The organism is Alysiella sp., assembly GCF_030525755.1.
In the GTDB taxonomy this organism is placed as follows: domain Bacteria; phylum Pseudomonadota; class Gammaproteobacteria; order Burkholderiales; family Neisseriaceae; genus Simonsiella.
In genome coordinates this window covers 1-12,590 of record NZ_JAUNEC010000051.1, presented here as the reverse complement: position 1 = coordinate 12,590, position 12,590 = coordinate 1, and the positions used below count along the sequence as shown (strand labels likewise).

The following is a 12,590-nucleotide window of genomic DNA, read 5'->3' as shown; positions in this document are numbered from 1 at the left end:
CGGGTTGCAAAACGTATTCGCCCAACTGTGCCAATGCGTCAGGAATGCGTTGATTCTCTTGTAAAAATTCAGGAAACACCGCCAAAATGCGACCTGCCAGCGAAATGTCTGCCAATTCAAACTGCACATCGGCGTGTTTGCCAAAGGCGCGGATAATCGGCAAAAACGATTGGGTTGCCAACGCTGGGGCTTCATCGGTGTGGGTGTAGATGATGGTACTCATGGTGTAAACTCCTGTGGTTGAATTTTTTCTTGTAAGGCTGCCTGAAAGCGAGAGGCTCATCAAACAGACGCTGCATTATGGCATATTTTTGTGTTTTTTTGCATTTGTAATTAAGACTTAATGAATATTGGAAGACAGTAATGGTAATTGGGTTAAATGGTTATGAACGCCTAACGCGGTAAAGCAAAAACTTGCACCCAATAATGTTGGTAACGACTATCGGACGAGTAGGCATAGGCGATACCTGTTTCTGTCGCATTGTCATCCATGATATTGGCACAATGCCCTTCACTTGTTAGCCAACGCATTAAGGTTTTTTCAAAATTTTCATCGCCTGCTGCGATGTTTTCTGATGCCATTAAATAGGTATAACCCGTTTTTTTAATGCGAGAAAATGGTGTAGAACCATTTTGACCGTTGTGGCTGAAAAAATTGTCCTTTGCCATCTCGTTGGCATGATTTTGTGCAACTTGTTGCAACAAACGATTACTGGATAAAGGTTGGGCTGGTGGATAATTTATTTTGCCGCATTTTCGTCCTTCAGCGCGTATTTGGTTGATGGCATTAAGCCACTCTGTTTCATTAGCTTGCGCGGTGGCATTGAGCCACAACAAAATCGCCAAACTTATTTTGGTTTTCATGATTTATTCCTGTTTTTCAAAAATCAAGCTGTCTGACATACAGTCGTAAAAGTGAAAAAGCAATATAAGGCGGCAACGAAGGACGTTGGCAACACCGTAGTGCTTTTTCAATTCTGTGACTATGCAATCGGCAACTGTACTCTTTTCATTCAATCATTTGAATGTCTTGTTTGGCGTGTTTGAACTTATCTTTCAAAACACCCAAAACATGACTGTCGGTGTACCAAATTGGGCTTTCAGGCAGCCTTATCATGCCGTTTTGGCACAATAATGTGATGCTTTGTCCGCTTATGGGGTCGGTTTCGGTAATTTGTACACGCGCCATTTTGCCCCAATCGGCAGAACGCAAACTGCGCCAATTCGTCTGAACACAATGGTTATGCGCCAAATGGTCTTGCGTTTGACAGGCTGGCACACAAGTCGATACGACAGAAACAGGACAAGGCACACCTTTGGGCAGCGTTTCGGAAATGCCCAGTTGCGTAGGGCAGATACTTTGTTCACGCGCCCAATCATTTAATGCTCGCTTTGCACCTTTGGGGTGCAAAAACAAACCCCGTGGCGGTTCGGCATGAAACCCACTCTTCAAAGGACGAATACGCGCTTTCAGGCAGCCATCTTGTGGGTCGGTATCAAAATACACGCTGTGTCGCCCTGTGCTGCTTTGTTCAATCTTTAAACCCCATTTATGCAAACTTTGTGCTCGCAACATCGCCGCATGCAAAACCCCAACCGCCGCTACAAATTCCACACTTTCAGGCAGCCTACCTAAACGTTTTAAATGGTGCAAATGCGCTACGGTTTCACGATAGGCATATTGATGTACCTTAATGTCGCATACCACACCAGCATGGTCTCGCCAAATTGTGATGCCTGCAGCATCGGCAATGTTTACCAACGATGCTTTCAAGCTGCCTGAAACACTTTCAGGCAGCCAAGCCTGTGTCAATAAACGCGCTTGTTGTCGCCATAAATCGGCACCACGTTGTTTTAAGGCAATTTGCAAATAATGTGCCAAAGCCAATACATCACTCATCGCCCGATGCCGACTGCCACCATCAATATTATGACGTTGCAAAATCGCTTCCAAGCTGTGTTTATGATGCTCGGGATACAATTTGCGCGACAGTTGCACGCTACACAAAGAAGGCATACCCAACATCAAACCATTGCGGCGACATTCATTGAGTAAAAAGTGGTAATCAAAACGGCTGTTGTGGGCAATCAATAAACTGCCACGCAAAAAGTGCATCACACTAGGTAAAAATGCCGCTGCTGTAGGTGCAGAATCCGTCATTTCATTGCTAATGCCCGTTAAATTCGTGATAAACGGCGAAATTTCACGTTCTGGATTAATCAGTTGCTGCACAGCAGTAATTTGTCCCTGATGAAAATGTAAAAATGCCATTTCCGTGATGCGGTCACCAAACACATCGCCACCAGTGGTTTCCAAATCTAGAATCACCACAGGAACAGCATAATGTTGTTGGAAAAAAGCAGCCAAGTCTTGCAAATCACTCATAAAAATATCCTTTTATTTAATGATATTATACAATTTACACATTTTTTTGTGTATCTTGCTTGACAGGCTGCCTGAAAACCAAGATAATGCCAACCTTTGCTGCACCCGTAGCTCAGTTGGATAGAGTATTTGGCTACGAACCAAAGGGTCGGGCGTTCGAATCGCTCCGGGTGCGCCAGAAAATTTATTCCGCGCCCATCGTCTAGCGGTTAGGACATCGCCCTTTCACGGCGGTAACCGGGGTTCGATTCCCCGTGGGCGTGCCAATTTTTAAGAAAACCCCTACTGAAATCAGTAGGGGTTTTCTGTTTATCTATAAAATTCAGACTGTCTGAAACACAATCATGTCCTTTTCAAGTTACAATGTATTTTTGTTTTCAGCAGGACAGTATTTCATGTACATCGCAAATCGCGCTAAAAAACGCCCATGGCTGCCTTGGTTAGCAGGTTTTTTGTTACTGACTTTTCTCATCACATTTTTCAAACTGCTCGGTCCCATTCTGTCGCCCTTTATTGTGGCGGCGGTTTTGGCATATATTTTGAATCCTTTGGTGGACAAATTGTGTCGCTTACGCATCAGCCGTACACGTGGTGCGTTGTGGGTCATGTTGTTCAGTTTCATGCTGCTGATTGGTTTATTGTTGGTTATTGTGCCGATGTTGATTGAACAGGTAAACAACATCATTGGGCGCATTCCTGCTGTGGTTGATTGGGTGCAAAATCGGGCTTTACCTTGGTACAACGCCCGTTTTGGCGAACATCTTGCCATTAACGAAGCCACTGTTACCAATTGGCTGCGTGCCAACGCTTCACTCATTCAAACCCATTTACAAAAAGCCATGCCTGTTTTGATGCAACAAGGCAGTGCCTTAGCGGTGGGTTTGGGCAATTTGGTGTTGTTGCCTTTGTTGCTCTACTATTTTCTGCGCGATTGGCCTTTGTGGTCAAAAGGCGCACATCGCCTTGTGCCACGCCGTTATGTAAACATTTACACCCGTGTAACGGGCGAAATGGACACCGTATTGGGCGAGTTTTTGCGTGGACAGTTAATGGTTATGCTAATTATGGGGCTGATTTACGGTATCGGTTTAATGCTGGTGGGTTTGGATTCAGGTTTTGCAATTGGCATGGTGGCAGGCATTTTGGTGTTCATTCCCTACTTGGGGGCGTTCACAGGTCTGCTGCTGGCAACATTGGCTGCCGTTTTACAATTTGATTCATGGCACGGTTTATTGATGGTGTGGGGTGTATTTGGTATTGGACAATTTTTAGAAAGTTTTTTCATCACACCACAAATTGTGGGCGACCGCATCGGTTTATCGCCATTTTGGGTGATTTTCTCGCTGATGGCATTTGGACAACTGATGGGTTTTGTCGGTATGTTGGTTGCGTTACCTTTGGCGGCTGTGTGCTTGGTTCTGATACACGAAGGCAAGCGCACTTATTTAAACAGCCGTTTTTACAATCGGGAAACATAAAATGAACACATCAATCTTGATTATCGGCATGGGTTTTCTCGGTCGTCCTTTGGCAGAACGATGCCACCAATACGGCATGAACGTTCGCGCCGTGAAACGCCAACAAACATCAGACGACATCAATTTGCCCATTCACATGGACTTCGTGGCACTCTCTCCTACTTTCAGGCAGCCTGAATGGAGCAATTATCCCACATGGGTGATTTTATTGCCTCCAACGGGCATTAAAGATTACACTGCCACTATCGCCCAACTCACACAACATGCCCACGAAAGCCAAATCAAGCATCTGATTTACGCCAGCAGCATCAGCGTTTATGGCAATCAAGCGCGACAATGCGATGAACACAGTAGCTTAAATCCCGAAAGTCAATCTGCCCAAAGCATTGTTGCTGCCGAACAAAGCTGCCTGAATACAGGTATTGACCATACCGACATCTTGCGTTTGGCTGGACTGTATGCCGCTGAACGCCACCCCATTAACAGTTTGCTCCAACGTCAAAATATCAAAGGCGCAGCACAAGCCGTTAATATGCTGCACCGCGACCGTGCTGTTGCTGCCTTGTTTCAGGCAGCCTTAAACCCCAACGGCACACGCATACGCAATATTGTGGAAAACGACCATCTAAGTCGCCAAGTTTTTTACCGCCGTGAAGCCCAATCGCTCGGATTACCTGAACCCCATTGGGATACTAGCGACACCGATACAAACGGGCGCATCATTACCAGTTTATACACCGACTTGACCTAAAACCCTGTTCCCAAATGGGTTGCACATCGCCATGCTGCCTGAAACCCAACAACCCTATTTTCATGATTTTGAATAAGGAATAACAAAATGGGCTGGTTCTCATCAAACAAAAAAGCCCCCTTTTTCCTTGCCACCATAACGCCCCCTGATGCTCAAATTGACGCTTACTTGGGCATCGTACACGGCGAAGCAATTATTGGTGCCAATATCTTTCGCGATATGTTTTCCAGCGTACGTGATGTAGTAGGCGGACGTGCAGGCGGTTATGAACGTGCATTGGCTGGCGCACGTAATGCAGCCCTAGATGAAATGAAAGCCGCTGCCAAAGAACTTGGCGCAAACGGCATCATCGGCATTGACTTTGATTACGAAGTATTGGGCGAAACCAATGGCATGATGATGGTCGTGGTCTGTGGTACAGCCGTTAAAATCGCCACCTAAAAAAATTGAAATACCATGTTTGAAACGACCATATTGTGGTTCATCATGGCAATTTGTGTCCTCTATCTGATTTAAACCTGCATTCATCAAAAAATTATTGTGAAATCAATTCAAATACCCCAATTGCTTCAATGTGTGCAGTTTGAGCAAACAAATTCATGATGCCTGCTGCCTGAAAACGGTAGCCTTTTTGTACCAAAATGGCGGCATCGCGTGCGAAAGTAGCAGGATTACAGGATACATAGGCGATTTTTTGTGGCAAAAATGGCGCGTGTAAGGATTGAACCACTTCCCATGCGCCTGCGCGTGGTGGGTCTAGCAGCATTTTGTCAAACTTGCCCCATGTTGCCAGCGTTTTTGGGGTAGTTTGAAATAAATCGGTGGTAACAAAATTGGCGTTGTGTATGCCGTTGGCGCGTGCATTATGCGTTGCACGGCTTGTTAATTCGGGCGAGCCTTCTAAACCTAAAACGCGTGCGCCTGTTTTGGCGAGAGGTAAGCTGAAATTGCCCAGCCCACAAAAGAGGTCTGCGACTTTTTCATGGGGTTTTACGTCCAATAGGCGAACGGCACGCGATACCATGATTTCGTTTAAAGCCTGATTGACTTGTGTGAAATCATTGGGTTGAAAGGGTATGTGTAAACCAAATTCAGGCAGCTTGTATGCCAAAGGTGGTGCATTTTTTGGGGTGGACAATATGGCTTTTTTGCCTTGTTGTTGCCAGATTTGCCAATCTGCGGTGTTGAGGGCGTTCAGGCTGCTTGAAAGTTGTTGCAGGGCTTTTTTAGGCAGCGTGTTGCGCGTGATGAAATTGACATAAGCCGCTTGGTCAGCTGTTGCCAATTCAATCGCATTGATGTCTGATTGTGTGTGTTGCATGACAAAATCATGCAGGGTTTTCAGGCTGCCTGAAAGCGTAGGGTGCAATACTGGGCATTCATGAAGATGTACCACGCGTTTGCTGCGTTTGCCCAGAAAACCGATGTGTGCCGTTTTGCTGTTTTCAGGTAGCCGAACGGTTAGTCGCGTGCGATTGCGGTAGCCCCATGCTGCGCCGTATAAAGGTGGCAGGATTTGAGCTGGGAAAACTTTGCCCAATCGTTGTAATTGTTCTTCAAAAATCCGTTGTTTATGGGCAACTTGGGCGGAAAATTCGGCGTGCTGCAAGGCACAACCACCACAATCTTGATAATGGCGACAAGCTGGTGTAATGCGTGATGCTGTCGGTTTGATGATGGTTTGGGTTTGTGCTTCATCAAAATGGCTTTTGCGTTGTACAATTCGTGCTGATACGGTTTCCAAAGGCAATGCGCCTTCAATGAAAACGGTTTTGCCGTTTACGCGTGCCACGCCGCGACCTTCGTAATCCAGAGCATGAACGGTGACCAAAATGGTTTGAGGTGTTTCGGTATTCATGGTGTGGCATTATAGCCCAAAGTGTTTCAGGCAGCCTGAAAAGACAGCATGAAATAGAGAGCCTATGTTCATTATCATAAAATAGCTTACTTTTATCGCCATTTTATGCATCTACTGCGTTGGCTTAAAAAGCCGCCTTATATTCGCAAAAGTGGTCAATAAAATCGAGCCATCAATCTTACGAATACAGTTTCATAGTTGTAGAATGAAAAAGCAGTACACGGCAACAATGTCCGCCGTGTACTGCTTTTTCACTTCTGCAATTTAAAATATAAGGTTATTGTGGTAAATGCGGGTTCATCAAATTTTGTGGCGACAACACTTTATCCAGCTGCGTTTCGTCCATCAAACCCAATTCCAATACCACTTCGCGTACATTTTTGCCTGTTTGGGCGCAGATTTTACCAACTTTATCGCCATTGTGATGCCCGATAATCGGATTTAAATAAGTCACAATGCCAATGGAATTTAAGACATTGTTGAGACAGGTTTCTGTATTGGCGGTAATGCCTTGAATACAGCGTTGGTTCAAATTGTCGCAGGCGTTGGCAAGCAGACGCAGGCTTTCAAAAATACATTGTGCGATAACGGGTTCCATCACATTCAGTTGCAATTGTCCCGCTTCGGCTGCAAAGGTAACGGCGGTATCGTTGCCGATGACCTTGAAACACACTTGGTTAACCACTTCGGGTATCACGGGATTGACTTTGGCTGGCATAATGGACGAGCCTGCTTGCATTTCAGGCAGGTTGATTTCTTTTAAACCTGCGCGTGGACCTGATGACAATAAGCGCAAGTCATTGCAAATTTTGGATAATTTTACAGCAGTGCGTTTTAAAGCAGCATGCAGACTCACATAATCGCCACAATCCGAAGTTGCGGTAATCAAATTGGGTGCCAGTTTACAAGGCAAACCTGTAACGGCGGATAATTTTTCTACCACCAAAGGGGCGTAACCTTGTGCGGTGTTCACGCCTGTGCCAATGGCGGTTGCCCCCAAGTTTACGGTCAGCAAATCTTGGCGCACATGGTTGATGTGGGCGCGTTCGTCCGCCAATAGTGCGGCAAAACCAGCAAATTCTTGTCCCAAAGACATGGGTACAGCATCTTGTAATTGGGTGCGTCCCATTTTTAAAATATCTTTAAATTCATTGGCTTTGCATTCTAATGAAGTTTGCAATTCGCCCAATTTTACCAATAATTCATCGCTGGCACGGTAAAATGCCAAACGCATTCCCGTTGGATAAGCATCGTTGGTAGATTGTCCTGCGTTCACATCGTCCATAGGGTTAATGATGTTGTAACTGCCTTTGGCGTGTCCCAAGTGTTCCAGAGCAAGATTGGCGATGACTTCGTTGGTATTCATGTTTACCGAAGTGCCTGCGCCACCTTGAAATGCGTCAGATGGAAATTGGTCTAAACAACGGTTTTTTAATAAGATTTCATCACAAGCTACTTCAATGGCATAAGCGGTTTCGCTTTTGATGACACCCAGTTGCCCATTGGCTTGGGCTGCGGCTTTTTTGACTTCCGTCATGCCTTTGATGAATAATGGAAAATCGGAAATGGTTTCGCGGGAAATGTGAAAATTCTCCACAGCACGTAAAGTATGAATGCCCCAATAAGCTTCGTTGGGAATGTTGCGTTCGCCCAATAAATCGTATTCGGTTCGTGTTGCCATGATTGTATCCTTTTTTGGCATAATTGACTAAAAAAGCGATTATATTTGATTTAATTTAAGTATGATTATTTCTTTTGTGCAATGGGCTGCTTGAAAGATTGTTTCAGGCAGCCTAGAATTTGGGTGTTGTAAAAATGAGATAAAAACAACAAAGCAGGTGGTTTGTTGTATCATCATACTTTTGATTTTTCTTAATTTAACAAATCATCATGCAAATGAAAAAAATTCTGATTGGATTAAGTGTTTTGAGTCTGTCTTATATGGCACAAGCCGCGCAAACTACGCCTGTTCCTGATGTTGCACCAGCAGCTTCGGGTTTTCAGGTGGTCATTAATGTGCCACAACAGCGATTGTTTTTGTATCAAAATGGCAAATTAAGGAAAGTTTATCCTGTTGGCGTAGGCAAAAGCATCACGCAAACCACTTTGGGTGAACACACCATTGGCGCAAAAGCGTTTAACCCAACTTGGCATATTCCCTTGTCTATTCAGCGTGAACGTGGCGATGGCGTGAAAACCGTGCCACCAGGTCCAAAAAATCCGCTCGGACCTGTTTTTGTGCGTTTGGGTAATCCCAAATTGGGTTTGGGCATACATGGCACAAGCAATCCCAGCAGTGTGCCAGGTGTGGTCAGTCATGGTTGTGTGCGTATGAAGTCGCCCGATGCGCTGGAATTTGCGCGTACCATTACCAGTGGTTCGCCTGCAGTTGTTAGCTATGAACTGGCTGCTTTAAATGTGGACGGTGGTGGCAATTTGTGGCTGGCTGCATTCAAAGACCCTTACAATAAACGCAGCTTACCACAAAACAAATTGAAACAAGCCATTAACGCATGGGGACAAGCAAATGGTAAAACCATTTCGCCTACTTTAATTAACCAAGTTTTGAATAAAAAACTGGGTACGCCCGTCTGCTTGACTTGTCAAGCAAGTGGGAAAATTCAAGGTGATTTGCATTCTTTGGCATGGAACAGTGGCTCGCATGAACGTACCTTACCTAAAGGCGGTATGTCGGTTCGCCCACAAGCAGATGAAATTTTGCCCGAAGGCACCGCGATTGAAGTGGAAGCGGCCTACGATTTAGACAAATTTCAAGGTACTTCTGTGTTTGATAGTCGTCCCGATGAGATGACCTTACCCGTGCCCACCACCAGTGTTTTTGAAACCAATGGCCGTATGCTCAAACCATTGGAACGCTAATGGCATCATTCTGATGAAGCAATTCATAAGTTGTAGAAATGCAATTTAAGTATATAAGGGAATGAGCAAAGCCGTAGTGCTTTTCAATTCTGCGACTGTGCATAACGATAACATAAACTTTGGGATAACAATCTTGAAAATGCCATAAAAATAAAAGATTTATTTAGTGAAGTGCTTGTGCTTACCACTTTCAGGCAGCCTAGAATGTCCTTTTCTCCACTTTTTCCCTCAAAAATGCCACCATGCACTTCACTTTTAACGGCAACAAGCGTGTGGCGGTTAAAATCGCAATCGGCACAGACTGTCCTTGCCAATCGGGGCAGATTTTAACCAAGTTCCTGTCATCGGGCGACACCACCATTTCAGGCAGCAAGGCAATGCCCATGTTGGCTTGTGCCCATTTCATCAACAAAGTAAAACTGTTTGATTGATATGCCGCATCAATTTGCACCGTTTCACTGTATTGATTGTGCCACAGAGTCCATTGTTTTACGCCCTGAAATGCCAAACAATCGTGGTGCGCCAAATCGCTTATGCTTGTGGGTATGCCGTTTTCTTGCAAATAAGATTTTGATGCGTAAAGATAAAAATCCGTAGTCATCAATTGATGGGCAATCAAATGTGGTTCACGGATTTCGCCTGCGCGAACGACCAAATCCACGCCGTTGGTCATTAAATCGGCTTTGTGTGGCGACACGTCAATTTGTACGCTGATTTTGGGGTAGCGCGTCCGAAATTCAGGCAGCCATTGTGCTAAATAATCGTGGGCAAATTCCACTGGTACGGACATTTTTAATACGCCATCGGGTTGAATTTTCATGCCATTGAGCATTTGATGTGTGCATTCGGCTTCATGCACAATGGCGGCGGCGCGTTCAAAATAGAATTGTCCTGCTTCGGTCAAGTCCATTTTGCGCGTGGTGCGGTGTAACAATTTTAGCCCTAAATTGTGTTCCAATTCATTGATTTTTCTTGATAATGTGGACTGTGGTATGCTTAATTTTTCGGCGGTTTTGGCAAAGCTGCCGTTTTGCACGAGTGCAACAAACATTGCCATTTGGTCTAGGGAAATCATGGTTTTTATTGCAAAATCATGTGAATAAAAGGCAAATTTTTTGCCAATCATGGATGATTGACGCAAAAATCCAATCAGATTGTGAATACGGATTCTTATTCTTCAGGTAGCCTGAATGTGAACTGGTACAAACGGACTGAAACATCTTTATGACAATCTGTCAATTTATGCTGTCTACGGTTGTTTGAGTTGTGCTTTTGCCCATGCAATTGCCGTTTCAATTGCTGCGCGTGCTTGTGGGCTGTTTTTCCAACACGTTGAGCCTGTGATTTCTGCACCAAGTTGCAAAACCACATTCGGATTAGCGGCAGATAATTTTGCCACATCGTCCAAGCCCATTTCTTCTAAACGTTTCAATACGGTTTTCCCAATGCCTTTTTCAGACAATAAAGACTGTTTTTGTTGTTCAGTCAAAGACATAATGATTGATTCTCTTTGTTAGGGGCTGCTGACAGCGAAGCGGTGTCGTTTCGCGGTTGTTTTCTCGTCAAAATCACCAACTTCTGCGTCAAAAATGCTTAATCAGGCGTCCAAGCTGACGCGCATTTTATGGTAAATTAAAATAAGAAATCCGCTTCGTTGCCAATGACTTTATACGCTGTGGGCGTAGTTGTCTTGCCATGCTTATTTTAAGAAACCTCTTCAATCTACGCTTCAGGTAGCCTCAATACGCATACAGGCTGCCTGAAGCCCAGACTATCCCATATGTGCATTAATCTTTTCCAATTTAGCCATTTATCAAAAAATTTGGCACAATTATAATCCAAAAATAACACATTAAACCACACAAAAAGGAGCATCATCATGCGCCGCATTCAAAAAATTTATGCCAATAATCAAACGCATTGGGTTGGAAATGGTTTCCGCGTTACACCGCTGTTTTCCCATATGGGCGAAAAACGCCAAGCCAGCCCCTTTTTGATGTTTGATTACGCTGCGCCGCACGAATTTGCCGCCAATTTCAGCGCACCGCGTGGTGTGGGTGAACACCCGCATCGCGGCTTTGAAACCGTAACCATCGCCTATCACGGCGAAGTCGCGCACCGAGACGGCAGCGGTGCAGAAGGCGTGATTGGCGCAGGCGATGTGCAATGGATGACCGCAGGTAACGGCACGGTACATGAAGAATTTCACAGCGAAGCGTTCAGCAAAACAGGTGGCACATTTGAAATGGCGCAAATTTGGGTCAATTTACCCAAACAATTCAAGAATGTGCCACCGCGTTACCAACATTTAAGTAAAGCACAAATTCCCGTTGTGCATCTGTCTGATGCTTCAGGCAGCCTGCGGATTATTGGTGGACAATTTGGTGATGTACAAGGTGCGGCACAAACATACAGCGAATTGAATTTGTGGGACATTTTCGTTAATCCCTATGCCCAAATGCGTTTAAGGCTACCTGAAGACCATAATGTCAGCTTGGCGGTGCGCGTGGGTAAAGTGTTGATTAACCAAACCCAAATCGCACAACACAAAGATTTGGTGGTGTTTGAGCGTGAAAGTGGCGAAATTGTTTTGCACAATCAAACTGATGAAATTGCCGAATTAATTTTGCTCTCGGGTGTGCCAATTGATGAACCGATTGCCGCTTACGGACCTTTTGTGATGAACACGCCTGAAGAAATCCGCGAAAGCATTGAATTATTTAAACGCGGCGAATTAGGCAGTTTGCATTGATTTTAGGCTACCTGAAGGATTGAAAATATTGATTTTCGGACAGGCATTTCAAAGATAAAATCCATCTTCTATAGTAAATTAAAATAAGCAATCTGCTTCGTTGCCCACGCCCTTATCTACCATTTGTACACGGCGAGCGTGGTCGCCTTGCATCTTGTTTATTTTACTTCACGATAAATACCCTCTTCAAAACACCCTATTTTAATATAAGGAAAAAACATGAGTAAAAACATTGCCGTATTGATTGGTTCAGCCAGCAAAACATCTTTCAACCACGCCGTTGTGCGTCATTTGCAAAACAATGTACCTGCTGGTATCCAATTGAATATTTTGGATATTGCCGATTTACCCTTGTACGACCGCGATTTGGACGAGCAAAATGTGGTCGCCTACCATCGTTTTCGTGAAGCCATCAAAAGCGCGGACGGTTTTCTGTGGGTCAGCCCCGAACACAACGGCCAAGTCTCTGCCATGCTGAAAAACGC

At 44.7% G+C, this 12,590-nt stretch carries 13 protein-coding genes and 2 tRNA genes; 8 read left to right on the top strand and 7 right to left on the bottom strand.

Annotated elements, in window-relative coordinates:
• The 3 genes from Q4B82_RS08185 to Q4B82_RS08175 all read right to left on the bottom strand — a co-directional run.
• A partial coding sequence (locus tag Q4B82_RS08185; protein WP_303065959.1) for an NADP-dependent isocitrate dehydrogenase occupies window positions 1–223 on the bottom strand: 223 nt, incomplete at its 3' end.
• Between the two features lie 170 nt (window positions 224–393).
• Window positions 394–864, bottom strand: a complete 471-nt coding sequence (locus Q4B82_RS08180) for a CAP domain-containing protein (RefSeq protein WP_303065958.1) — start codon at window positions 862–864, stop codon at window positions 394–396.
• 145 nt (window positions 865–1,009) lie between these two features.
• On the bottom strand, window positions 1,010–2,386 hold the full coding sequence (locus Q4B82_RS08175) for a PolC-type DNA polymerase III (RefSeq protein ID WP_303065957.1): 1,377 nt from the start codon (window positions 2,384–2,386) through the stop codon (window positions 1,010–1,012).
• 101 nt (window positions 2,387–2,487) lie between these two features.
• On the opposite strand from Q4B82_RS08175, the gene Q4B82_RS08170 reads away from it, so the two are divergent.
• The 5 genes from Q4B82_RS08170 (at window position 2,488) to Q4B82_RS08150 (ending at window position 5,056) form a co-directional block, all read left to right on the top strand.
• Window positions 2,488–2,564 (top strand) — tRNA-Arg (locus tag Q4B82_RS08170).
• A 13-nt stretch (window positions 2,565–2,577) separates the two neighbouring features.
• Window positions 2,578–2,652 (top strand) — tRNA-Glu (locus Q4B82_RS08165).
• A 129-nt stretch (window positions 2,653–2,781) separates the two neighbouring features.
• Window positions 2,782–3,864: an AI-2E family transporter gene (locus Q4B82_RS08160; RefSeq protein WP_303065956.1), complete on the top strand. Its 1,083-nt coding sequence runs from the start codon at window positions 2,782–2,784 to the stop codon at window positions 3,862–3,864.
• A 1-nt stretch (window position 3,865) separates the two neighbouring features.
• A complete protein-coding gene (locus Q4B82_RS08155; protein ID WP_303065955.1) occupies window positions 3,866–4,615 on the top strand; it encodes an NAD-dependent epimerase/dehydratase family protein in 750 nt (249 codons plus the stop codon).
• Window positions 4,616–4,702: 87 nt separating this feature from the next.
• A complete protein-coding gene (locus tag Q4B82_RS08150) occupies window positions 4,703–5,056 on the top strand; it encodes a YbjQ family protein (protein WP_303065954.1) in 354 nt (117 codons plus the stop codon).
• A gap of 94 nt (window positions 5,057–5,150) precedes the next feature.
• Here the strand turns inward: Q4B82_RS08150 and rlmD are convergent, their stop codons facing one another.
• Together rlmD and aspA are read right to left on the bottom strand one after the other, a co-directional pair.
• Window positions 5,151–6,473, bottom strand: a complete 1,323-nt coding sequence (rlmD, locus tag Q4B82_RS08145; protein WP_303065953.1) for a 23S rRNA (uracil(1939)-C(5))-methyltransferase RlmD — start codon at window positions 6,471–6,473, stop codon at window positions 5,151–5,153.
• 277 nt (window positions 6,474–6,750) lie between these two features.
• Window positions 6,751–8,154, bottom strand: a complete 1,404-nt coding sequence (aspA, locus tag Q4B82_RS08140; RefSeq protein ID WP_303065952.1) for an aspartate ammonia-lyase — start codon at window positions 8,152–8,154, stop codon at window positions 6,751–6,753.
• Between the two features lie 215 nt (window positions 8,155–8,369).
• Here aspA and Q4B82_RS08135 point away from each other — a divergent pair, with 215 nt between their 5' ends.
• Window positions 8,370–9,353: a L,D-transpeptidase gene (locus tag Q4B82_RS08135; RefSeq protein WP_303065960.1), complete on the top strand. Its 984-nt coding sequence runs from the start codon at window positions 8,370–8,372 to the stop codon at window positions 9,351–9,353.
• A gap of 199 nt (window positions 9,354–9,552) precedes the next feature.
• On the opposite strand, the gene Q4B82_RS08130 is transcribed toward Q4B82_RS08135, so the two are convergent.
• Window positions 9,553–10,428 carry a LysR family transcriptional regulator gene (locus Q4B82_RS08130; protein ID WP_303065951.1) on the bottom strand — a complete coding sequence of 292 codons (876 nt, stop codon included), beginning with the start codon at window positions 10,426–10,428 and terminating at the stop codon, window positions 9,553–9,555.
• A gap of 174 nt (window positions 10,429–10,602) precedes the next feature.
• On the bottom strand, window positions 10,603–10,848 hold the full coding sequence (locus Q4B82_RS08125; RefSeq protein ID WP_303065950.1) for a recombinase RecA: 246 nt from the start codon (window positions 10,846–10,848) through the stop codon (window positions 10,603–10,605).
• A gap of 384 nt (window positions 10,849–11,232) precedes the next feature.
• Between Q4B82_RS08125 and Q4B82_RS08120 the strand changes: the two genes are divergently transcribed.
• Both Q4B82_RS08120 and Q4B82_RS08115 read left to right on the top strand, forming a co-directional pair.
• Complete coding sequence (locus Q4B82_RS08120; protein WP_303065949.1) at window positions 11,233–12,105, top strand: pirin family protein; 873 nt, start codon at window positions 11,233–11,235, stop codon at window positions 12,103–12,105.
• 219 nt (window positions 12,106–12,324) lie between these two features.
• Window positions 12,325–12,590: NADPH-dependent FMN reductase (locus tag Q4B82_RS08115; RefSeq protein ID WP_303065948.1), on the top strand; the 266-nt coding region annotated here is incomplete at its 3' end.

What these genes read in the sequence shown, in the direction of transcription:
- Q4B82_RS08180 (WP_303065958.1), bottom strand. Translation starts at nt 864, where the DNA reads ATGAAAACCAAAATAAGTTTGGCGATTTTGTTGTGGCTCAATGCCACC.
- Q4B82_RS08175 (WP_303065957.1), bottom strand. Translation starts at nt 2,386, where the DNA reads ATGAGTGATTTGCAAGACTTGGCTGCTTTTTTCCAACAACATTATGCT.
- Q4B82_RS08160 (WP_303065956.1), top strand. Translation starts at nt 2,782, where the DNA reads ATGTACATCGCAAATCGCGCTAAAAAACGCCCATGGCTGCCTTGGTTA.
- Q4B82_RS08155 (WP_303065955.1), top strand. Translation starts at nt 3,866, where the DNA reads ATGAACACATCAATCTTGATTATCGGCATGGGTTTTCTCGGTCGTCCT.
- Q4B82_RS08150 (WP_303065954.1), top strand. Translation starts at nt 4,703, where the DNA reads ATGGGCTGGTTCTCATCAAACAAAAAAGCCCCCTTTTTCCTTGCCACC.
- rlmD (WP_303065953.1), bottom strand. Translation starts at nt 6,473, where the DNA reads ATGAATACCGAAACACCTCAAACCATTTTGGTCACCGTTCATGCTCTG.
- aspA (WP_303065952.1), bottom strand. Translation starts at nt 8,154, where the DNA reads ATGGCAACACGAACCGAATACGATTTATTGGGCGAACGCAACATTCCC.
- Q4B82_RS08135 (WP_303065960.1), top strand. Translation starts at nt 8,370, where the DNA reads ATGAAAAAAATTCTGATTGGATTAAGTGTTTTGAGTCTGTCTTATATG.
- Q4B82_RS08130 (WP_303065951.1), bottom strand. Translation starts at nt 10,428, where the DNA reads ATGATTTCCCTAGACCAAATGGCAATGTTTGTTGCACTCGTGCAAAAC.
- Q4B82_RS08125 (WP_303065950.1), bottom strand. Translation starts at nt 10,848, where the DNA reads ATGTCTTTGACTGAACAACAAAAACAGTCTTTATTGTCTGAAAAAGGC.
- Q4B82_RS08120 (WP_303065949.1), top strand. Translation starts at nt 11,233, where the DNA reads ATGCGCCGCATTCAAAAAATTTATGCCAATAATCAAACGCATTGGGTT.